At 54.2% G+C, this 21238-nt stretch carries 18 protein-coding genes; 7 read left to right on the forward strand and 11 right to left on the reverse strand.

The annotated features are described in order from the left end of the window. Positions 1-43 precede the first annotated feature (43 nt). Positions 44-1087 (forward strand): aminopeptidase, encoded by a 1044-nt coding sequence (locus OGX75_RS11485; RefSeq protein ID WP_286451155.1) that lies wholly within the window; start codon positions 44-46, stop codon positions 1085-1087. Between the two features lie 134 nt (positions 1088-1221). On the opposite strand, the gene cysH is transcribed toward OGX75_RS11485, so the two are convergent. The 3 genes from cysH to cysJ all read right to left on the reverse strand — a co-directional run bounded on the left by cysH (position 1222) and on the right by cysJ (position 5575). Beyond that, positions 1222-1956, reverse strand: coding sequence for a phosphoadenosine phosphosulfate reductase (cysH, locus tag OGX75_RS11490; protein ID WP_049008633.1), 735 nt, complete (start codon positions 1954-1956; stop codon positions 1222-1224). A gap of 101 nt (positions 1957-2057) precedes the next feature. Continuing rightward, complete coding sequence (gene cysI / locus OGX75_RS11495) at positions 2058-3770, reverse strand: assimilatory sulfite reductase (NADPH) hemoprotein subunit (RefSeq protein ID WP_012134872.1); 1713 nt, start codon at positions 3768-3770, stop codon at positions 2058-2060. Next, entirely contained in the window at positions 3770-5575 is a 1806-nt protein-coding gene (cysJ, locus tag OGX75_RS11500) for an NADPH-dependent assimilatory sulfite reductase flavoprotein subunit (protein ID WP_286451154.1), read from the reverse strand. Before cysJ ends, cysI begins: the two co-directional genes overlap by 1 nt. 307 nt (positions 5576-5882) lie before the next feature. On the opposite strand from cysJ, the gene queD reads away from it, so the two are divergent. The 4 genes from queD to OGX75_RS11520 all read left to right on the forward strand — a co-directional run bounded on the left by queD (position 5883) and on the right by OGX75_RS11520 (position 8507). Then, positions 5883-6245: a 6-carboxytetrahydropterin synthase QueD gene (gene queD / locus OGX75_RS11505; RefSeq protein ID WP_012134875.1), complete on the forward strand. Its 363-nt coding sequence runs from the start codon at positions 5883-5885 to the stop codon at positions 6243-6245. Between the two features lie 81 nt (positions 6246-6326). Further along, positions 6327-7598 carry an FAD-dependent oxidoreductase gene (locus tag OGX75_RS11510; RefSeq protein WP_112001651.1) on the forward strand — a complete coding sequence of 424 codons (1272 nt, stop codon included), beginning with the start codon at positions 6327-6329 and terminating at the stop codon, positions 7596-7598. After that, on the forward strand, positions 7589-7849 hold the full coding sequence (locus OGX75_RS11515; RefSeq protein ID WP_112001650.1) for a ferredoxin family protein: 261 nt from the start codon (positions 7589-7591) through the stop codon (positions 7847-7849). The genes OGX75_RS11510 and OGX75_RS11515 overlap by 10 nt, the downstream gene beginning before the upstream one ends. 82 nt (positions 7850-7931) lie before the next feature. Beyond that, positions 7932-8507, forward strand: a complete 576-nt coding sequence (locus OGX75_RS11520; protein WP_012134878.1) for a glycerol-3-phosphate responsive antiterminator — start codon at positions 7932-7934, stop codon at positions 8505-8507. 119 nt (positions 8508-8626) lie between these two features. On the opposite strand, the gene OGX75_RS11525 is transcribed toward OGX75_RS11520, so the two are convergent. The 5 genes from OGX75_RS11525 to OGX75_RS11545 form a co-directional block, all read right to left on the reverse strand. After that, on the reverse strand, positions 8627-9481 hold the full coding sequence (locus tag OGX75_RS11525) for an electron transfer flavoprotein subunit alpha/FixB family protein (RefSeq protein ID WP_286451153.1): 855 nt from the start codon (positions 9479-9481) through the stop codon (positions 8627-8629). Further along, positions 9478-10260: an adenine nucleotide alpha hydrolase family protein gene (locus OGX75_RS11530; RefSeq protein WP_286451152.1), complete on the reverse strand. Its 783-nt coding sequence runs from the start codon at positions 10258-10260 to the stop codon at positions 9478-9480. Before OGX75_RS11530 ends, OGX75_RS11525 begins: the two co-directional genes overlap by 4 nt. Beyond that, positions 10238-11587, reverse strand: a complete 1350-nt coding sequence (locus OGX75_RS11535; protein WP_232103851.1) for an MFS transporter — start codon at positions 11585-11587, stop codon at positions 10238-10240. Before OGX75_RS11535 ends, OGX75_RS11530 begins: the two co-directional genes overlap by 23 nt. A 111-nt stretch (positions 11588-11698) precedes the next feature. Next, positions 11699-13153 carry an FAD-binding oxidoreductase gene (locus tag OGX75_RS11540; protein WP_012134883.1) on the reverse strand — a complete coding sequence of 485 codons (1455 nt, stop codon included), beginning with the start codon at positions 13151-13153 and terminating at the stop codon, positions 11699-11701. Between the two features lie 63 nt (positions 13154-13216). Continuing rightward, positions 13217-14002: an SDR family oxidoreductase gene (locus OGX75_RS11545; protein ID WP_104868255.1), complete on the reverse strand. Its 786-nt coding sequence runs from the start codon at positions 14000-14002 to the stop codon at positions 13217-13219. Between the two features lie 317 nt (positions 14003-14319). Between OGX75_RS11545 and OGX75_RS11550 the strand changes: the two genes are divergently transcribed. Together OGX75_RS11550 and OGX75_RS11555 are read left to right on the forward strand one after the other, a co-directional pair. Further along, on the forward strand, positions 14320-15618 hold the full coding sequence (locus OGX75_RS11550) for an MFS transporter (protein ID WP_012134886.1): 1299 nt from the start codon (positions 14320-14322) through the stop codon (positions 15616-15618). Positions 15619-15643: 25 nt separating this feature from the next. Continuing rightward, positions 15644-17122: an FGGY-family carbohydrate kinase gene (locus OGX75_RS11555; RefSeq protein ID WP_286451151.1), complete on the forward strand. Its 1479-nt coding sequence runs from the start codon at positions 15644-15646 to the stop codon at positions 17120-17122. 149 nt (positions 17123-17271) lie between these two features. Here the strand turns inward: OGX75_RS11555 and queE are convergent, their stop codons facing one another. From queE to pyrG, 3 genes are all read right to left on the reverse strand, one after another. Further along, on the reverse strand, positions 17272-17943 hold the full coding sequence (gene queE / locus OGX75_RS11560; protein ID WP_047461605.1) for a 7-carboxy-7-deazaguanine synthase QueE: 672 nt from the start codon (positions 17941-17943) through the stop codon (positions 17272-17274). A 134-nt stretch (positions 17944-18077) separates the two neighbouring features. Further along, entirely contained in the window at positions 18078-19376 is a 1299-nt protein-coding gene (gene eno, locus OGX75_RS11565; protein ID WP_012134889.1) for a phosphopyruvate hydratase, read from the reverse strand. An 88-nt stretch (positions 19377-19464) separates the two neighbouring features. Next, positions 19465-21102, reverse strand: coding sequence for a glutamine hydrolyzing CTP synthase (gene pyrG / locus OGX75_RS11570; protein ID WP_047461602.1), 1638 nt, complete (start codon positions 21100-21102; stop codon positions 19465-19467). Positions 21103-21238 lie beyond the last annotated feature (136 nt).

Below are 21238 nucleotides of genomic sequence, written 5' to 3' on the forward strand. Positions count from 1 at the left end.
ACTAAGCGGGTAAAAATTTCTGCTCTGTATTTAAGGACTCACTATGTTTTCCGCATCGCGCCTCCGTGCAGCGCTCCTGGCGCTCGGCGTATGCTTTATCCTTCCCGCGCAGGCAACGTCACCGAAGCCTGGCGATATCGCCACTATTCAGGCACGACACATTGCAACATTCTTTCCCGGCAGAATGACCGGAACACCGGCGGAGATGCTCTCTGCCGATTATTTACGTCAGCAATTTGAGCAGATGGGATATCGCAGCGATATCCGAACATTTAATAGCCGCTATATTTATACCGCCAGGAATAATCGCAAGAACTGGCATAACGTGACGGGCAGTACCGTTATTGCGGCGCATGAAGGGAAAGCGCCGCAACAAATTATTATTATGGCGCACCTGGATACCTATGCGCCGCTGAGCGATGCCGATACCGACGCCAATCTCGGCGGTTTAACCTTGCAGGGCATTGACGATAACGCCGCCGGGCTGGGCGTGATGCTGGAACTGGCTGAACGCCTGAAAGACATCCCGACGCAGTACGGCATCCGCTTTATCGCCACCAGCGGTGAAGAAGAGGGAAAACTGGGCGCAGAAAACCTGCTTAAGCGGATGAGCGCCGCTGAGAAGAAAAATACGCTGCTGGTGATTAACCTTGATAACCTGATTGTCGGCGACAAACTCTACTTCAACAGCGGGCAGCAAACGCCGGAAGCCGTACGCAAACTGACGCGCGACCGGGCGCTGGCGATTGCGCGCAGCCACGGTATCGCCGCCGCGACCAATCCGGGTCTGAACAAGGATTACCCGAAAGGCACAGGCTGCTGCAACGACGCCGAAGTCTTCGATAAAGCCGGTATTTCCGTGCTGTCGGTTGAGGCCACCAACTGGAATCTGGGAAAAAAAGACGGCTATCAGCAGCGTGCGAAAACGCCTTCATTCCCGGCCGGAAACAGCTGGCACGATGTGCGTCTGGATAACCAACAGCACATCGACAAGGCGCTACCAGGAAGAATTGAACACCGCAGTCGCGATATCGTGCGCATCATGTTGCCGCTGGTAAAAGAACTGGCGAAAGCCGGTAAAGCCTGATGTGTCGCCCGGTGGCGGCTACGCCTTACCGGGCCTACAGAGCTGCACTTGCCGGATGGCGGCATAAATGCCTTATCAGGCCTACAGACACTGTCTGGTAGGCCTGATAAGCGTAGCGCCATCAGGCAAAACAATCACCCTTCGTGCAGCCCGCACTCGCGCTTCAGCCCGAAGAATCGCGTCTCTTCTTCCGCCATGCCGGGCTCCCATTTACGGGTGGTGTGGGTATCGCCAACCGACAGATAGCCCTGATCCCATAGCGGATGGTATTTCAGACCGTGTTTTTGCAGATACTGGTACACCGTCCGGTTATCCCAGTCGATGATGGGCAGCACTTTAAAAACGCCGCGCTGAATCGCCAGCACAGGCAGATGCGCCCGGCTCCCGGATTGTTCGCGGCGCAGGCCAGCAAACCACGTTTGCGCGTTAAGCTCTTTTAACGCCCGGTTCATCGGCTCGACTTTGTTGATGTCATTGTATTTCTCAATGCCCTCAACGCCTTGCTCCCACAGTTTACCGTAGCGGGCTTCCTGCCAGGCCGCGCTTTCCGTCGCACGGTAGACTTTCAGGTTCAGGTTCAGCTTTTCCGTCAGCTCATCAATAAACTGGTAGGTTTCCGGGAACAGATAGCCGGTATCGGTCAGGATAACCGGAATATCAGGGCGAATCTGGTTAACCAGATGCAGGCTGACCGCCGCCTGAATACCAAAGCTCGACGAGAGCACGTATTCACCGGGTAGATTCTCCAGCGCCCACGCCACGCGTCCTTCAGCATCCTGCTTTTCCAGCTGCGCGTTGGTTTCAGCCAGCGCCATGACGCGCTCGACTTTCGGCAATTCATTCAGGGCGTTTAGATCGAGTACGGACATAAGTTCCTCACTATTTGCCTTGCCTGATGGCGCTGCGCTTATCCGGCCTACCGTCTACGTAGGCCGGATAAGGCATTTATGCCGCCATCCGGCGATGCACGTTATTCCCAGAAATCCCGGGCGGGATCGAGCACCGGGCGAATGATGCCCGCACGCACCGTAAAGTCGCCGAAGCCTTCACCCGCTTCGCGCTCTTTTACCCAGCGCCCAATCAGTTCATCCAGCGACGCCAGAATTTCCGGCTCGGTAATGTTCTCTTTGAACATACGCGGGATACGCGTTCCGATGCGATTGCCGCCCAGATGCAGGTTATAACGACCCGGCGCTTTCCCCACCAGACCGACTTCCGCCAGCATGGCGCGTCCGCAGCCATTTGGGCAGCCCGTCACGCGCAGCACGATGTGCTCATCGCTCACGCCGTGGTGGGTCATCAACGCGTCCACTTTATCGACGAAGGTCGGCAGGAAACGCTCCGCTTCCGCCATCGCCAGCGGGCAGGTCGGGAACGATACGCAGGCCATCGAGTTTTCACGCTGCGACGTGACCGCATTCATCAGGCCGTGGTTGCGCGCCAGTTTTTCAATCTTCGCTTTCTGGCTTTCCGGCACGCCGGCAATGATCAGATTCTGGTTGGCGGTAATACGGAATTCACCCTTGTGGATCTTCGCGATCTCCAGCAGACCGGTTTTCAGCGGGCGCCCCGGATAATCCAGAATACGGCCATTCTCAATAAACAGCGTCAGGTGCCATTTGTTGTCGATGCCTTTCACCCAACCGATGCGATCGCCGCGCCCGGTAAATTCATACGGGCGGATCGGTTCAAATTTGATGCCTGCACGACGCTCGACTTCCGCCTTGAACGTCTCGACCCCAACACGCTCCAGAGTGTATTTGGTTTTGGCGTTTTTACGATCGGTACGATTACCCCAGTCGCGCTGAGTCGTCACCACCGCTTCCGCCACCGCCAGGGTATGCTCCAGCGGCAGATAGCCGAACTCGCTTGCGGTGCGGGCATACGTTTTCTTGTTCCCGTGCTCAATAGAAAGCCCGCCGCCGACCAGCAGGTTAAAGCCCACCAGCTTGCCGTTTTCCGCCACGGCGACAAAGTTCATGTCGTTGGCGTGCAGATCGATGTCGTTCTGCGGCGGGATCACCACGGTCGTTTTGAACTTACGCGGCAGATAGGTCTGGCCGAGGATCGGCTCCTCATCCGTTGTGGCGACCTTTTCCTGATCAAGCCAGATCTCCGCATAGGCGCGGGTACGCGGCAGCAAATGCTCGGAGATCTTTTTCGCCCACTCATAGGCTTCGGCATGCAGCTCAGACTCATACGGGTTAGAGGTGCACAACACGTTACGGTTCATGTCGTTGGCGGTCGCCAGCGCGTCCAGCCCAACGGAGTGCAGCATCTGATGTACCGGCTTCACGTTCTTTTTCAGAATGCCGTGGAACTGGAAGGTCTGACGGTTAGTCAGGCGAATGCTGCCGTAAATCGTATTTTCCGCGGCGAATTTATCAATCGCCTGCCACTGTCTGGTGGTGATAACCCCACCCGGCAGACGGCAACGCAGCAGCATCGCATGACGCGGCTCCAGCTTCTGCTCGGCGCGCTCGGCGCGAATGTCGCGGTCATCCTGCTGGTACATACCGTGAAAACGGATCAGCAGAAAGTTGTCGCCTTTAAAACCGCCGGTCAGACCGTCATTCAAATCTTCAGCAATGGTGCCGCGCAGGTAGTTGCTCTCAAGCTTCATGCGCTCGGCATCTGCCAGTTTACCTTCGACCACCAGTGGGCCTGGATGTTTTTCGCTCATTAGTAGACATCTCGCTGATAACGGCGCTCAACGCGCAGCTCACTTAAAAATTCATCCGCCGCTTCGGCATCCATACCGCCGAATTCGGCAATCACTTCCAGCAGTGCCTGCTCAACGTCTTTCGCCATGCGATTCGCGTCGCCGCAGACATAAATGTGCGCGCCGTCATTAATCCAGCGCCACAGCTCTGCGCCCTGTTCGCGCAGTTTGTCTTGTACGTATATTTTTTCTTTTTGATCGCGGGACCAGGCCAGATCGATGCGGCTCAGGACGCCCTCTTTGACGTAGCGCTGCCATTCCACCTGGTAGAGGAAATCTTCGGTAAAGTGCGGGTTGCCAAAGAACAACCAGTTTTTACCCGGCGCTTCATCTGCCGCACGCTGCTGCATAAAGGCGCGGAAAGGGGCGATCCCGGTGCCTGGACCTATCATGATCACCGGTGTTTCCGGGTTGGCCGGCAGACGGAAATTATCGTTGTGTTCGATAAATACGCGCACTTCACCCTCTTCTTCCACGCGGTCGGCCAGGAAGCTTGATGCCCCGCCCGCCCGCGCCCGGCCTTCTATTTCATAACGCACGGCGCCTACGGTGATATGCACTTCGCTCTCGACTTCCGCCTGGGAAGAGGCTATCGAGTAAAGACGCGGCGTCAGCGGGCGCAGCAGCCCCACCAGCGCGTCAGCATCCAGCTGAGCCGGAGAGAAACGCAGCATATCAACGACAGGCGTCGTCGCGGCGTAATGCTGCAACTGGGCTTTATCACCCACCAGCGGCAACAGCGATTCGCTGCGGGTCAGCGTGGCGTAGTTTTCCACGATATTGGCGGTGTTCACCGTCAGCTCAAAATGCCACTGCAAGGCTTCGGCAAGCGGCAGCACCTTACCGTTAACGGTGACCGGCTCCGTGCCTTTCAGCCAGACCAGTTCGACGATCTCTTTGACCAATTCAGGATCGTTCTGATACCAGACGCCCAGGGCATCGCCCGGCTGATAACGCAGGCCGGAATCGCCCAGATCAATTTCGATATGGCGCACATCTTTTTCCGAGTCGCGGCCGGTGATTTTCTGATTGACGGCGAGCGAGGCGCTCAGCGGCGCTTCTTTGGTATAAGGGCTGGAATGCACGTCATTCACGGCCCCCGTTGCCGCGACAGCGACCTGCGCTGCCGATGCGCTCGGCGCACGCGCTTTCAGTACGTCAACAACGCGAGCCCGCCATTCTTGTGCCGCCGCCTGGTATTCCACATCCGCATCGACGCGATCGAGCAGACGCTCCCCCCCCAGTTCCGCCAGCTTGCTGTCGAAATCTTTACCCGCCTGGCAGAAAAATTCATAGGAGGTATCACCGAGGCCAAAGACGGCGAAGGCGGTGTTGTCGAGCTTCGGCGCTTTTTTAGAGAACAGAAACTTACGCAGCGCAACGGCTTCTTCCGGCGGCTCGCCTTCGCCCTGCGTGGACGCGACCACAACCAGCAGCTTTTCATTGGCGATCTGTTTGAATTTGTAGTCGCCCGCATTAACCAGCGTGACGCTCAGTTTCGCCGCCAGCAGGTCATCGCGCAGGGCTTCCGCCACGCGCCGCGCATTGCCGGTTTGCGATGCAGAAATAAGCGTAATACCCGGCATTTCAGCGACAGGCGCTGGCGTGGCGGCGAGCGTGCCCGGCTGCTGGTTCAGCATTCCCCAGAAATAGCCGGAAACCCAGGCAAGCTGGGTGGGAGAAAGATCGGTTGTGGCCGCCTGAAAGCGTGCCAGCTGCTCCGGGTTTAGCGGAAGCAAAGCGGATGGTGGGGCCTGTGTTGTCATGCGTCGTTATGTTCCAGTAGCAAAGCGGAATTTATGCAAAAAGACCAAACTAGCGATAAGGTTAACGGCGGGGATAATAACAATTAAAGAAGGGATGGAAATAACAAATAACCAAATGGACTAACCTGTTTTAGTTATAGTTATTAACAACAAAAGCGATTAAACAACCTATTGAAATAGAAAGAAATAATTCACAATTCTTGTGTAAATCTCATTATCCGCGCGTCAACGCCGTTTTAGTTAATGATAAAAAATGTGCTTTCCGGTACCCTACGGCGGTTTTTGTATTCTTGAGAGTTAATCATCCATGTCCACCACCTTGTTTAAAGATTTCACCTTTGAAGCCGCTCACCGCCTGCCCCACGTACCGGAAGGGCATAAATGTGGCCGCCTGCATGGTCATTCATTTATGGTGCGCCTTGAAATTACCGGTGACGTCGATCCGCATACCGGTTGGATCATGGATTTCGCCGAACTGAAAGCCGCGTTCAAACCGACGTACGATCGTCTGGATCATTATTATCTGAACGATATTCCAGGTCTGGAAAATCCAACCAGCGAAGTGCTGGCAAAATGGATTTGGGATCAGGTTAAACCTGCCGTACCGCTGCTGAGCGCAGTAATGGTGAAAGAGACCTGCACAGCAGGCTGCGTGTATCGCGGCGAGTGATTTTTTTGTTTGTGTCGCGGGTCAATTTTCCTTAAATAACGTTATGTTAGGGTTGTGTTCTCAGGATTTCTGGAGCACAACATGGCTGACGATTTCGATATCATCATCATTGGTGCAGGGATAGCGGGCACCGCTTGTGCTTTACGCTGTGCGCGGGCTGGACTCTCAGTCCTGCTGCTTGAACGCGGTGAGTTTCCCGGCAGCAAAAATCTTTCCGGCGGTCGTTTATATTGTCATGCGCTCGCCGAGCTTCTTCCCGACGTTCACCAGTCCGCCCCCCTTGAACGCCGTATCACTCAGGAAAACCTCACGCTATTAACCCGTGATGGCGCAACAACCTGGTCCAGCCTGCAACCAGACGGTGACTCATGGAGTCTGCTGCGCGCCCGCTTCGATCCCTGGTTTGTCGCTCAGGCCGAGGCCGCAGGGGTACAGTGCGTTAACGGCGTTACGGTTGAAGCGCTCCATATTGAAGATGGCCGAGTCTGCGGCGTCATGTGCGAAGATGAAACGCTGCGCGCCCGTTATGTCGTGCTGGCAGAAGGAGCAAACAGCGTGCTGGCGGAACGGTATGGATTCCTGCCTCGCCCCGCCGCGACATCAATGGCGCTGGGGATCAAGGAGGTGCTGGCGCTGGATAAACAGACGCTTGAAGAGCGCTTCCGATTGTCCGGGGCGGAAGGTGCCGCCATGTTGTTTAGCGGAGAAATTTGCGGCGATCTCCCCGGCGGCGCGTTTCTTTATACCAACCAGGAGACGCTCTCTTTAGGCGTCGTGTGTCCACTCTCTTCTGTTGCACAGAGCGACATTCCGACAGTCGAAATGCTGGAACGGCTCAAAGCGCATCCGGCGCTGCGTCCTTTGCTCAGAGGCAGCGAAACGCTGGAGTACGGCGCGCATCTGGTGCCGGAAGGCGGCTTACACAGCATGCCCGTCCAGTACGCAGGCGAAGGCTGGCTGCTGACAGGCGATGCGTTGCGCAGCTGCGTCAATACCGGCTTCTCCGTACGCGGTATGGATATGGCGCTCATCGGCGCTCAGGCGGCCGCGCAAACCCTGATTAACGCCTGCCAGAAACATGCGCCGCAAAATCTGTTCCCGGCCTATCATCAGGACATCCGGCACAGTCTGCTGTGGGAGGTTTTGCAACGCTATCGGGATGTTCCCGCGCTGTTGCAGCGCCCGGGATGGTATCGTCAATGGCCTGCATTAATGCAGGATATTTCTCACGAGCTCTGGCATCAGGGGCATCATCCCGTGCCGCCGCTGCGCCAGATCGTCTGGCGTCATTTTCGCCGTCACGGCCTGCGCCATCTGGCAGGCGATATTATCAGGAGCTTACGATGTCTGTAGCCCGCAACATCTGGCGCCCCGCCGAAATTTCCCATATCGTTACGGCTGCCGCTGTCGACAGCAAAACGGCAGAACGGCTGATCACGTCCTGCCCCGCCGGACTCTTTTCCCGCACGCCGGAAGGGGGCCTGCAAGTCGACTTTCGCGGCTGCCTGGAGTGCGGCGCCTGTCGACTACTGTGTGATGAAAAAACGCTGCAACAGTGGCGCTACCCGGCATCTGGGTTTGGCATCACTTACCGATTTGGCTAATTTGATACTCTAAATAATTCGAGTTGCGAGGAAAGCCAACGCACCAGCAAATTGAAGTATGACGAGTATATAAGGATAATCTATGCCCCTGTTACACCTGCTCCGCCAGAATCCGGTGATTGCCGCCGTTAAAGATAACGCCAGCCTACAGTTAGCCATTGATTCCGAATGTCAGTTCATCTCCGTGCTGTACGGTAACATTTGCACCATCAGCGCGATTGTGAAGAAAATAAAAAATGCGGGTAAATATGCGTTTATCCACGTTGATCTGCTGGAGGGGGCGTCAAATAAAGAGGTCGTGATCCAGTTTTTAAAATTGGTCACCGAAGCGGATGGCATCATCAGCACGAAAGCGGCAATGCTGAAAGCCGCCAGAGCGGAAGGTTTTTTCTGTATTCACCGTCTGTTTATCGTTGATTCCATTTCATTTCACAATATTGATAAGCAGGTCGCGCAGTCAAACCCGGACTGTATTGAGATCCTGCCGGGCTGTATGCCGAAAGTGTTGGGCTGGGTGACAGAGAAGATACGCCAGCCGCTGATTGCCGGGGGGCTGGTATGCGATGAAGAAGACGCCCGCAATGCGATGAAAGCCGGTGTGGCGGCGCTTTCCACCACCAATACCGACGTCTGGACGTTAGCGAAACACCTTAATTAAGCCGGGCAACGCCGGATGGCGACGATAAATCGTCTTATCCGGCCTACACGTAGGCCTGATAAGCATAGTGCCATCAGGCATTTTGTAGCCTACACGTAGGCCTGATAAGCGTAGCGCCATCAGGCATTTTTGCAGCGGACCAACTCTTCCAGCACCGGTAGCCAGTCATCGACAATCCCGACATCCGCCTGCGAAAAAACCGGCGCGCTGGCATCGTGGTTTATCGCCACAACAAAACGGCTCTGGCGTACTCCGGCCATCAACGCCGCCGCCCCTGACGCGCCAGCCACGATACAGACATCCGGCGACAGCAGATGCCCCGATATTCCAGTCACGCGATCGGCATCAAAACCGCCGTTCATCACCCGCGCACGGCTGTACCCTACCTCAGCATCAAGCGCCTGACCAAGCGCGGTAATCTTATCTGCATCCGCTTCACTTCCCCCTTGCCCAACCACCAGTACGCGCCCGGCACGTAACAAAGGATGGGTAGCGACGCTATTTACGCTTTCCACCTTATCCAGCCAGTCGGGGGGGGCCGTGGGGGTAATCAGATGTTCCGTCATCACAGGCAAGGAATGACCAGAAGCGCTCACCTCCGGCTGTCGCGCCAGCGACAGGCACAAAGGGCGTGCGGTAATTTGCAACGTTGCCGTCAGCGCATTCCCCCAGTGGGATTTTTTCACCATGCCTTGTCGCACATCCACAGCCAGAACCTGACAGAGGCTGCCGCCATGCAGGCGCCAGGCGAGTCGCGTCGCCAGTTCATCGCCCGGACTACCTGCCGGAAAGATCAGCATATCAACAGGTGTCCGCAGCCATTGCGCCGCCAGCGCATCCAGTACCTGCTCTGCAACATCCGGCACGGGATCGATAATCCAGCGCTCCAGTTCTGCGGTGCAAAGCGCATTCTCTGCGATCCAGCTCGCCATCGCCGCACACTCATGCGAGTCAGTAATGATGGCAATTTTCATGACGGCATCCTCTGGCGCAAATAATCCGCCCATAGCCTCCGGGCTTTTTCCTGCGCCGTCGCGCCGCTGATAATCGTTGCATGCCGCCGCTGCTCCGGCCTCTCCAGACGCAGGCACTGAACCGCTGATGTTGTCTCAACCACAACGTTCCGACGCTCGACGTCTGCTTTCGCCGCCGCCAGACGCTGGCGCATCCCCGGTACGGGAAGCGCCACTTCACCACACTGCCTGACGGCGATGACGGCCGGGAACCGTACCCGACAACGCCGAAGCCCGGTCATCGTTCGCTGCTCAACCACAATAAAAGGAGGCTCAAGCGTAAAACGCTCCACCTGGGTAAAACAGGGCCACGCCAGCATTTCAGCAACCAGAAATGGCGTCTGACTGTTCTGACCCTCGCTACTCTGACAGCCCGTTATAATCAGATCCGCACCGTGATTACGCTGCCAGTCGGCAATGTTCCTGGCGATAAATTCGGGAGCAAACCGCAGGTCTGCCGTCGTCTCCAGCAACACCGGCGTCTCAAAACCCAGCGCGACAAAATAGCGTAACCAGTGGAGCGCCCGCTCATCGCCGATGCTTAACGCAGTCAACGTCATCTCACAGCCCCCATTGCGCTGAGCCAGCAGCAACGCTGCCGCCGCCTGTTCATCCGCACCTGGGGAGCAACGCAGCAAGGAAACATCCGGGCCGTGGGTATCCGCCGTCGCCGCCTGCCAGTCTTTCTCCGCCAGCATGCCGGGATCGGACTCTGCCTTAAACGCTAACAGAATGTTCATTCACACCTCCCTGTCTTTTGTCCACACTCCCGGCAGCCACCAGCGGCAGCGCCTTGGTTTCCGGCGCCCACAGCCAGGTCACCACAAATCCGATGACTAATATCCCAGCCAGCAGTAATAGCGTGACCTGCATTCCCCACTGCGCCAGCGTCCAGGGCAACAAACTGGTGCTGATCGCCGCCCCTAATCGGCTCATTGCCGTGGCAAACCCGACGCCCAGGGAACGAATATCCGTCGGGAAGCTTTCCGCAGGCAGAACCCCCACCAGATTGCTGACGGCAGAAATGGTGGTACTGAACAACACAAACAGCAGCAGCGTCAGGCTGCTTCCCGCCGGTAAACAAGCCATGACGACAAGCGTCGCGGCGAGCAGCATAAAACTGCCGAGCAGAAATTGGCGGTGCGCCAACAGGTGTGTTAACAGCAGCCCCAGCAACGCGCCAACAATCAGCAGCGCGTTAAGCATCAGGCTGGCGGTTAGCGCATTTTCAAGACCAATCGTTTGTGCAATGGTGGGAAGCCAGGTGTAAATCACAAACCACGGGATCACCAGGCAGACAAAGAACACGCTGTTAAACGCGGTTCTTCGCCAGTAATGCGTTGAAAATAGCGTTTTGATATGTCTGCTCGTCGGCGCCGCCACCTCATCGCCGAGCAGCACATGCGTGCCAAAGTAGCGGTGCACAATCGCATACGCTTCTGTTATCCGCCCCTGACGCATCAGCCAGCGAGGCGACTCCGGCGTTCCCCAGCGTAAGAACGTAATGCACAGCGCGGGTAATGATGCCGATGCCAGCAGCCAGCGCCAGGCATCCGGCGTTTCCTGAATAAAATGATGCCCCACCAGGCTCGCCAGAACATAGCCGATAGTCCACACCACACTGAATGCGCCCAGTAATATTCCCCGATGGCGACGCGGCGCAAATTCAGCCAGCAATGTATGACCAACCGAGTAGTCACCGCCAAGGCCGATACCAATCAGAATGCGCAAGCCAATAAGCTGTTCCGGCGTTGTGGCAAAAAACTGTAGGAAAGAGGCGATGGTTATCAGCATAAAGCTGAAGGTAAAAATTTTCTGACGCCCGATATAATCAGATACCCATCCCAGGATCAGGCTACCGAGAAAAAGTCCAACCAGCGCCGAGCCGCCAATCATCCCTTCCATAAAAGGCGTCAGTTGCATGGCGGGGGTCAGTTGGATCATGGCATAGCCGACGACGCCTAATACATAGCCATCGGTCAAATGCGCGCCGAATGTCAGCGCAGCAATGCGGCAATGAAAACCATTCAGCGGTAAATCATCCATTCGCACCGGTGAAGTGTTCATCGTAGCCCCTTCATTGTCCGGTAAAGTCGCGGCTTCCCGGTTGAGAAGCCGTTTATACGCTTCGCCCTTTAAGCTGCCTGATGCAGCTTAAAGGATTTTGCGTATAACTCTCTATTTTTCAATCGGGTAGATCGTGCCTGTATTCATAATACCGTTTGGATCAAACTGGCGCTTGAGACCTTCCAGCAGCGGCCAGGCGCTACCGTGTTCCAGCTTGCTCCAGTGAACGCGGTGCTTACCAATGCCGTGGTGATGCACCATTGAGCCGCCAAGACGGATCGTCTCTTCGCAGATGATCTTGTTGAGCGGGTTATGGTACTTATCAATCTCCTCTTCCGGCTTACAGTCCACCACGTTGTAGTCATACACAAAATACATGTTGGTGCCGTTGATATAGCTGTGAGAAGAGTGGCCGCCCAGCATGGTGATATCGTCCGCATGCGGGAACTCGGTACGGATACGGTTGATCACGCTTTCGTAGATTTGATGGATGCAGCTCCAGCAACCGGATACTTCCGTCGTGAAGCCCATATTGCCGGTTTTCAGGATCTGTACGCGTTCGGCAGCCACTTTTTCCGGCCCCCAGTTCAGATGGTTGAACCAGTTTTCGATAAGTTTGCTGTCCACCCGCTGGCACTGCGGGTAGCGCGCCACGATCTCCGCAATCCCTTCTCCGGTGGCTTGCGCCAGTCGCGGATTGCCTTCAGCCATAAAAATCAGCACACATTTGCCGTCGGCAAAATGCGTGAAGTGCTGGGTTCCATCTTCGGCGTCGTACAGGCGCGCAATGGAGGGGCGATAGCCTTCCACCATGACTTCACGCAGGATGTCGAAACCGGTTTTCATGTCGTCCAGCACATAGCCGTAGTAGAGGTTGTTTTCGGGCGTGAACTTAAAGATTTTCACTGTGACTTCAGTGATGTAGCACAGCGCGCCTTCGTTCCCAATGATGATGTGGCGGATATCCGGCCCGGCCGCCCGGCGAGGCACGTTTTTGATGCGGGTAATGGTTCCGTCCGCCAGTACGGCTTCCAGCCCCACCACCATATCTTCAATCGCGCCGTACAGCGTGGAGAACTGGCCGATACTGCGAGTGGCGACCAGACCGCCCATCTGCGCCAGCGGCTTAGACTGCGGCGAGTGCCCGGTGGTATAGCCTTTTTCACGCAGCGCGTTTTCCAGAATCTCAAGCGGTACGCCACATTGCGCGGTTGCCTGCATGTTTTCGATATCAATACTCAGGATTTGATTCATCCCTGCGCCGTCCAGCACCACAGAATCTTTGACGACGGTTTCCAGACCGCCTTCCGTCGCAGATGCGCCGGTACGCGGCACGCCATTGATTTTATGCTGATTCATGAATGCCAGAACGCGAGAGACCTGCTCCGTCGAACCGAGCTTAACCACGGCCGCCGGAATGGGCAGCGTGTAAACGCCGTGAATATCCGCATATTTGCGAAAACGGTCAATACTGTTTTTCTTTAATACGGTTTCATCCGTAATAACACGCCCGGAACCCACAATTTCTTTTAACTGGTCAACAATCGCTTCACGGGATAATGACATAATAAATCCTTCCTGATAGTCAATGCAGAATAAAATAAAAACCAGAAACCACCGATATTAAAATTAACGCACCAGATAACCGCCATCGACAACCAAAAGATGACCATTAACATAATTTGATGCCTGGCTGGCGAGGAATATCGCCGACCCCATAAGATCCTGAGTATCACCCCAACGATTGGCCGGAATATGATCCAATACACGCTGATTAGTTTCCGGGTTACTGCGGGTTGCCAGCGTAATATCAGTGGCATAATAACCCGGCGCAATACCGTTAACCTGAATATTATATTGCCCAAGCTCATCGCAATATGCTTTGGTAAAACCAGCAAGCGCATGCTTGGTTGCTGAATAAGCCGGAGACCACTGCCCGCCAAGATAAGAGAACAAAGAGCAGATATTAATAATTTTCCCGCTATTTTGTGGGATCATAATTTTTGCCGCTTCATAGCTCAGCTCAAACGCCGCAGTCAGGTTAACATCAATCATCGGGTCCCAGTCCGCGCGGCCAAAGTCCAGAACCTTATTCAGCTTACAGATCCCGGCGTTGTTCACCAGAATATCTACCGTGCCAAAACGCTCGCAGCAGGCGGCAATAATCTTCTGCGGCGCGCCTTTCTCGGTGATGTCCACTTGCATGAACGCCACTTCAACACCCTGGGCTTCAATGAGTTCTTTCGTTTCACCGTTATCCTTTACGAAGCTGGGAATAAAAAGATTGGCTCCGGCTTTCGCCAGCGCCATCGCGAAAGCCTGACCCAGACCACTGTTCCCGCCCGTTACAATTGCCGTTTTCCCTTTCAGGGAGAAAAAATCCATTGAGAATGCATTGAGAGATTCGATCGACATAGTTGGCTCCAAATTCCTTCAGGCAAAAAAAAAGAAAGGTAACTTCCCCCGCGAGAGGGAAGTTACCTTTCTCATTATCTCTGGTAACTGGCGTAAATTTTTAGCACAACCTCCAGACATCTAATGTGATCGTAATCACAGATGAACCGTTCGCTTTGTAATTATGGTAAAAAACAAGAAGCGTGATTATTCTCACACTATAAGCTGCCCTTCCATGCTATTTCTAACGTAATTACTAGAGACCTGAGAAAAGTAATCCTCCTGAAAAGGCGGCTTACTTTTCTCTTTTTTTTGTCCATTACAAATGGGAATTCGATATGCAACACAACTCATATCGCCGCTGGATAACCCTCGCCATTATTAGTTTTAGCGGTGGCGTCAGTTTTGATCTGGCTTATTTACGCTATATATATCAAATTCCCATGGCAAAATTTATGGGATTTAGCAATACCGAAATAGGGCTAATAATGAGTACCTTTGGTGTTGCTGCTATTATTCTTTATGCGCCCAGCGGAATCATCGCCGATAAATTTTCCCATCGCAAAATGATTACCTCCGCAATGATTATTACCGGACTACTCGGTCTGGTCATGGCGACGTATCCACCGCTATGGGTCATGCTGTGCATTCAGGTCGCGTTCGCGATTACGACAATCCTGATGCTGTGGTCCGTATCCATTAAAGCCGCGTCGCTGCTTGGCGATCACAGTGAACAAGGCAAAATTATGGGCTGGATGGAAGGGCTGCGCGGCGTCGGCGTGATGTCGCTGGCAGTGTTTACCATGTGGGTCTTTTCTCGCTTCGCGCCGGATGACAGCAACAGCCTGAAAACGGTGATTCTGATTTACAGCGTGGTCTATATCCTGCTGGGTATCCTGTGCTGGTTCTTCGTCAGCGATGGTCATCATCACAGCAGCGCGGCAAAAGAAGAGAAAAAATCATTCCAGCTCAGCGATATTCTGGCCGTGTTACGCATCAGCACCACCTGGTATTGCAGCATGGTCATCTTCGGTGTCTTTACGATCTATGCCATCCTCAGCTACTCCACCAACTACCTGACCGAAATGTATGGCATGTCGCTGGTCGCCGCGAGTTACATGGGCATTGTGATCAACAAAATTTTCCGCGCTATCTGTGGCCCGCTGGGCGGCATCATTACCACTTACAGCAAAATTAAATCGCCGACGCGCGTCATTCAGCTTCTCTCCATTGTCGGAGCCGTCGCGCTTATTGCGCTGCTGGCCACCAACTCAAATCCACAGTCTGTCGTGATGGGGATCGGCCTGATTCTGCTGTTGGGCTTCACCTGCTACGCCTCACGCGGGCTTTACTGGGCCTGCCCTGGTGAAGCCAGAACGCCGTCTTACATCATGGGAACGACGGTAGGTATCTGCTCGGTTATCGGTTTTCTACCCGACGTTTTTGTTTATCCGATCGTAGGCCACTGGCAGGACACGCTCCCGGCAGCGGAAGCCTATCGCAACATGTGGCTGATGGGACTGGCGGCGCTGTGTATGGTGATTCTGTTTACCTTTTTGCTCTTTCGCAAAATTCGTACCGCTAACGCCACACCGGAAAAGATGACATCGCTGGCCGCAGAAGCCTCCGGCGAGTGAAGAGAGAAAATTAAGGAGAATGACAATGTCGAAGAAATACATCATTGGAATTGATGGCGGAAGTCAGAGTACGAAGGTCGTGATGTACGATCTCGAAGGGAATGTGGTGTGCGAAGGGAAAGGATTGTTACAGCCCATGTATACACCCGATGCCAATACGGCAGAACATCCTGATGATGATTTATGGACGTCTTTATGCTCCGCAGGGCAAGACCTGATGAGTCAGTTTTCGGGTGACAGAAAAGACATTGCTGGAATCGGTCTGGGTTCCATCCGTTGCTGTCGCGCATTATTAAAAGCCGACGGCACGCCCGCAACTCCGCTGATTAGCTGGCAGGACGCGCGCGTAACCCGTCCCTACGAGCATACCAACCCCGATGTGGCTTATGTCACCTCATTTTCAGGTTATCTGTCGCATCGCTTAACCGGTGAGTTTAAAGACAATATCGCCAACTACTTTGGGCAGTGGCCGGTGGATTACAAAACCTGGGCGTGGAGCGATGACGATGAGGTGATGAAGAAGTTCAACATTCCGCGCAGGATGCTGTTTGACGTCCAGATGCCGGGAAGCGTGCTCGGTCATCTGACTGAAGCCGCCGCCCTGGCAACGGGTTTCCCTGTCGGCTTGCCCGTGGTCTGCACTACCAGCGACAAACCGGTGGAAGCACTGGGCGCAGGATTGCTGGACGATGAAACCGCAGTTATCTCATTAGGCACCTATATCGCCCTGATGATGAACGGCAAAGCGCTCCCCAAAGATCCGGTCGCTTACTGGCCGATTATGTCTTCTATTCCCGAAACCCTGCTCTATGAAGGCTACGGTATTCGTAAAGGCATGTGGACGGTCAGTTGGCTGCGGGATATGTTGGGCGAATCACTGATTCAGGACGCCAAAGCACAGGGGCTGTCGCCGGAAGATTTACTCAATAAGAAAGCGGCCGGCGTACCGCCTGGCTGTAACGGTTTAATGACGGTTCTCGACTGGCTAACCAATCCCTGGGAACCGTTCAAGCGAGGAATCATGATCGGCTTTGATTCCAGCATGGATTACGCATGGATTTACCGTTCTATTCTGGAGAGCGTTGCGCTGACGCTGAAAAACAACTACGACAATATGTGCAATGAAATGAACCACTTTGCTAAACATGTGATCATCACCGGGGGTGGTTCGAATAGCGACCTGTTTATGCAAATCTTTGCCGATGTGTTCAATCTCCCCGCCAGACGCAATGTGATAAATGGTTGCGCGAGTCTGGGAGCGGCAATTAACACGGCCATAGGGCTTGGTCTGTACCCGAACTATGAGACCGCGGTTGAAAAAATGGTGCGGGTAAAAGATGTGTTTATGCCGATAGAGAGCAATGCCAGACGCTATGACGCGCTGAATAAAGGGATTTTCCGCGACTTAACGCAATACACCGATGTGATTTTGAAAAAGTCGTATGAAGTGCTGCATGGCAATCTGGATAACGTCGATTCGATTCAAAGCTGGTCGAACGCGTAGCATTCCTTATCTCGCGTCTTATCCGGCCTGTAAATGAACGGGCGAACGTGCCGGATGGCGACGCGTTGCGTCTTATCCGGCCTACAAATGAGTATGACCGTAGGCCGGGCAAGCGAAGCGCCCCCGGCAAGCGCGCTAACGATTTTTTATCACGCAATATTCAGATATTTGTGCGTCTGCATTGATAAGCGCCAGTTACGCGCGATACAGGTTTCAATGCACAGACGCGTCGCGTCTTCTTTCTGGCTGATTGGCTGCAAGGCAATGATTCGCGGCTTATCGTCGCTCAGCGTCGCCAATAGCTCATCCAGCGCTTCAATATCACGGACGCGACCAACAGGGTGCTTGATTTCATTCGCACGCTCCAGCGCCTGTGACAGGACGTCATAGCCACCGCGCATATTCACCTTCGGCGAGACCGTCACCCAGGTATTGGGCGTACAGCGCACCTCGTGGGTACCGCTGGTTTCAATCTGACAGCTGAATCCATTCTTCTCAAGTAAATCGGTCAATGGCATCAGGTCATGGATACAGGGCTCACCGCCGGTGATCACGACATGACGCGCGGTATACCCCTGTCGGCTTATCACCGCCAGCAGGTCTTCGCTACTTGCCGCGCCCCACTTGTCGCTCTCTTTGGTCTTCGCCAGGATGCTGTACAACGACACTTCCCGATCTTCAAGCTTATCCCAGGTGTGTTTGGTATCGCACCAGGCACAGCCAACCGGGCATCCCTGTAAACGAATAAAAATGGCGGGGACGCCGGTAAAGTAACCCTCACCTTGCAGGGTCTGGAACATCTCGTTAATCGGGTACTGCATAGCATTCTCTGTTAAGGGGATAATCAGTGATTATCGCAGAAAGCCTCGCTAAGGTCATGCACAGCAGCTGCGCCAAACGCACACCATAAAAAACCCGCCGGAGCGGGTTTTTTACGTTAAGAGTGAAAGCAGGATTACGCCTGACCTTTGATCTCTTTACGACCGTTGTACGGCGCTTTTTCGCCCAGCGCTTCTTCGATACGAATCAGCTGGTTGTATTTAGCAACACGGTCAGAACGGCTCATAGAACCGGTTTTGATCTGGCCTGCTGCGGTACCAACAGCCAGGTCAGCGATGGTCGCGTCTTCAGTTTCGCCAGAACGGTGAGAGATAACGGCAGTGTAGCCAGCGTCTTTCGCCATCTTGATAGCAGCCAGCGTTTCGGTCAGAGAACCGATCTGGTTGAATTTGATCAGGATGGAGTTAACGATGCCTTTGTCGATACCTTCTTTCAGGATCTTGGTGTTGGTTACGAACAGGTCGTCACCAACCAGCTGGATTTTGTCGCCCAGCACTTTGGTCTGGTATGCGAAACCGTCCCAGTCAGACTCGTCCAGACCGTCTTCGATGGAAACGATCGGGTACTGTTTGGTCAGGTCTTCCAGGAAGTGAGTGAATTCTTCAGAGGTGAACGCTTTGTTGCCTTCGCCAGCCAGAACGTATTTGCCGTCTTTGTAGAATTCAGATGCTGCGCAGTCCATCGCCAGAGTGATGTCTTTGCCCAGCTCGTAGCCAGCGGCTTTAACCGCTTCAGCGATAACAGCCAGTGCTTCAGCGTTGGAGCCCAGGTTCGGCGCATAGCCGCCTTCGTCACCAACAGCAGTGTTCATACCTTTAGCTTTCAGAACTTTAGCCAGGTTGTGGAACACTTCAGAACCCATACGCACTGCTTCTTTCAGGGTTTTAGCGCCAACCGGCTGAATCATGAATTCCTGGATATCAACGTTGTTGTCAGCGTGCTCGCCGCCGTTGATGATGTTCATCATCGGAACCGGCATGGAGTATTTGCCCGGGGTGCCGTTCAGTTCAGCGATGTGCTCGTACAGCGGCTGACCTTTAGAGGCCGCAGCGGCTTTGGCGTTAGCCAGAGACACAGCCAAGATCGCGTTCGCACCGAAGTTAGATTTGTTTTCAGTACCGTCCAGGTCGATCATGATTTTATCAATGCCAGCCTGATCTTTGGCGTCTTTGCCAAGGATTGCCTGAGCGATCGGGCCGTTAACCGCTGCAACAGCTTTGGTTACGCCTTTACCCAGGAAACGGGATTTGTCGCCATCGCGCAGTTCCAGCGCTTCGCGGGAACCCGTAGAAGCACCTGACGGAGCGGCTGCCATACCAACGAAACCACCTTCCAGGTGTACTTCGGCTTCAACAGTCGGGTTACCACGGGAGTCGATGATTTCACGACCGATGACTTTAACGATTTTGGACATTAGGTTTTCCTCAGTACAAGTTAAACTAAAACTCCAGACAAACAACGCGTACCTTTGGTACGCGTTGCCGTTCTAACTTTTTTACTTCTTACTTCGCCTGACGCTTCTGATAGTCGCTGGCGGCTTTCACAAAGCCTGCAAACAGCGGATGCCCGTCACGCGGCGTTGAAGTAAATTCCGGGTGGAATTGACAGGCAACGAACCACGGATGGTTCGGCACTTCGATGATCTCGACCAACTGATCATCCCCGGAACGGCCCGCAATGCGCAGACCCGCAGCTTCAATTTGGTTCAACAACATGTTGTTGACTTCATAGCGGTGACGATGGCGCTCAGTGATTGTCGGCGTACCGTACATCTGGCGAACCAGGCTCTCATCGGAAAGCTGACACATCTGCGCGCCAAGACGCATGGTGCCACCCAGATCGCTCTTCTCAGTACGGACTTCAACGTTGCCGTTCTCGTCACGCCACTCGGTAATCAGCGCCACAACAGGGTACTTACAGTCTGGCACAAATTCCGTTGAGTTGGCGTTTTCCATACCCGCTACGTTGCGCGCAAATTCAATCAGCGCAACCTGCATACCCAGGCAAATACCCAGATAAGGAATATTGTTTTCACGCGCATAACGCGCCGTCGCGACCTTACCTTCAACGCCACGGTAGCCGAAGCCGCCTGGGATCAGGATAGCGTCCAAATCTTTCAGAATTTCGACGCCGCGCGTTTCAACATCCTGCGAATCGATCAGCTTGATGTTGACGGTGACACGGTTCTTCAGGCCACCGTGTTTCAGCGCTTCAATCACCGACTTATAGGCATCCGGCAGTTCAATGTACTTACCGACCATACCGATAGTCACTTCGCCCGCCGGGTTCGCTTCTTCGTAGATAACCTGTTCCCATTCGGCCAGGTTCGCTTCCGGGCAGTCTAAGCTGAATCGTTTACAAATATAATCGTCCAGGCCCTGAGATTTCAACATGCCCGGAATTTTATAAATAGAATCGACGTCTTTCAGAGAAATAACGGCCTTTTCAGCAACGTTACAGAACAATGCAATCTTCGCACGCTCATTGGCCGGAACGGCGCGATCGGAACGGCAGATCAGAATATCCGGCTGGATACCGATGGAGAGCAGTTCTTTAACGGAGTGCTGCGTCGGTTTCGTTTTGACTTCGCCTGCCGCGGCCATGTACGGCACCAGCGTCAGGTGCATAAACAGCGCGTGCTCACGACCGATATCAACCGCCAGTTGACGAATCGCTTCCAGGAACGGCAGGGACTCGATATCACCGACAGTACCGCCGATTTCGACCAGCACCACGTCGTGGCCTTCGCCGCCTTCGATGATGCGCTCTTTAATCGCGTTGGTGATGTGCGGGATAACCTGTACGGTTGCGCCCAGATAGTCGCCACGGCGTTCTTTACGCAGAACGTCAGAGTAAATACGACCCGTGGTGAAGTTGTTGCGGCGGCTCATCTTGGTGCGAATGAAGCGCTCATAGTGACCCAGGTCCAGATCGGTTTCGGCGCCGTCTTCAGTAACGAACACTTCCCCGTGTTGGATTGGACTCATAGTACCAGGATCGACGTTGATGTACGGATCCAGTTTCATGATGGTCACGTTGAGGCCACGGGCTTCAAGAATGGCTGCGAGGGAGGCTGCGGCAATGCCTTTACCCAGAGAGGATACGACCCCGCCGGTCACAAAAATATAGTTCGTTGTCATGCTGAACCTGAGAAGTTAGGTTTAAAAGACGATGGAATAACCAGGACGGGAAAGCAGTATACCCGAACATGGCGTACGCCACAAACTTTCATTATCCCCTCTCCTTCGTTCTTCAAGCCGCACCAGTGTTAACTTC

The organism is Citrobacter sp. CK199 (assembly GCF_030333285.1).
GTDB lineage: Bacteria > Pseudomonadota > Gammaproteobacteria > Enterobacterales > Enterobacteriaceae > Citrobacter_B > Citrobacter_B koseri.

Excerpts from the sequence above, each read along its gene's own strand:
- OGX75_RS11485 (WP_286451155.1), top strand. The coding sequence starts at position 44 with ATGTTTTCCGCATCGCGCCTCCGTGCAGCGCTCCTGGCGCTCGGCGTA.
- cysH (WP_049008633.1), bottom strand. The coding sequence starts at position 1,956 with ATGTCCGTACTCGATCTAAACGCCCTGAATGAATTGCCGAAAGTCGAG.
- cysI (WP_012134872.1), bottom strand. The coding sequence starts at position 3,770 with ATGAGCGAAAAACATCCAGGCCCACTGGTGGTCGAAGGTAAACTGGCA.
- cysJ (WP_286451154.1), bottom strand. The coding sequence starts at position 5,575 with ATGACAACACAGGCCCCACCATCCGCTTTGCTTCCGCTAAACCCGGAG.
- queD (WP_012134875.1), top strand. The coding sequence starts at position 5,883 with ATGTCCACCACCTTGTTTAAAGATTTCACCTTTGAAGCCGCTCACCGC.
- OGX75_RS11510 (WP_112001651.1), top strand. The coding sequence starts at position 6,327 with ATGGCTGACGATTTCGATATCATCATCATTGGTGCAGGGATAGCGGGC.
- OGX75_RS11515 (WP_112001650.1), top strand. The coding sequence starts at position 7,589 with ATGTCTGTAGCCCGCAACATCTGGCGCCCCGCCGAAATTTCCCATATC.
- OGX75_RS11520 (WP_012134878.1), top strand. The coding sequence starts at position 7,932 with ATGCCCCTGTTACACCTGCTCCGCCAGAATCCGGTGATTGCCGCCGTT.
- OGX75_RS11525 (WP_286451153.1), bottom strand. The coding sequence starts at position 9,481 with ATGAAAATTGCCATCATTACTGACTCGCATGAGTGTGCGGCGATGGCG.
- OGX75_RS11530 (WP_286451152.1), bottom strand. The coding sequence starts at position 10,260 with ATGAACATTCTGTTAGCGTTTAAGGCAGAGTCCGATCCCGGCATGCTG.
- OGX75_RS11535 (WP_232103851.1), bottom strand. The coding sequence starts at position 11,587 with ATGAACACTTCACCGGTGCGAATGGATGATTTACCGCTGAATGGTTTT.
- OGX75_RS11540 (WP_012134883.1), bottom strand. The coding sequence starts at position 13,153 with ATGTCATTATCCCGTGAAGCGATTGTTGACCAGTTAAAAGAAATTGTG.
- OGX75_RS11545 (WP_104868255.1), bottom strand. The coding sequence starts at position 14,002 with ATGTCGATCGAATCTCTCAATGCATTCTCAATGGATTTTTTCTCCCTG.
- OGX75_RS11550 (WP_012134886.1), top strand. The coding sequence starts at position 14,320 with ATGCAACACAACTCATATCGCCGCTGGATAACCCTCGCCATTATTAGT.
- OGX75_RS11555 (WP_286451151.1), top strand. The coding sequence starts at position 15,644 with ATGTCGAAGAAATACATCATTGGAATTGATGGCGGAAGTCAGAGTACG.
- queE (WP_047461605.1), bottom strand. The coding sequence starts at position 17,943 with ATGCAGTACCCGATTAACGAGATGTTCCAGACCCTGCAAGGTGAGGGT.
- eno (WP_012134889.1), bottom strand. The coding sequence starts at position 19,376 with ATGTCCAAAATCGTTAAAGTCATCGGTCGTGAAATCATCGACTCCCGT.
- pyrG (WP_047461602.1), bottom strand. The coding sequence starts at position 21,102 with ATGACAACGAACTATATTTTTGTGACCGGCGGGGTCGTATCCTCTCTG.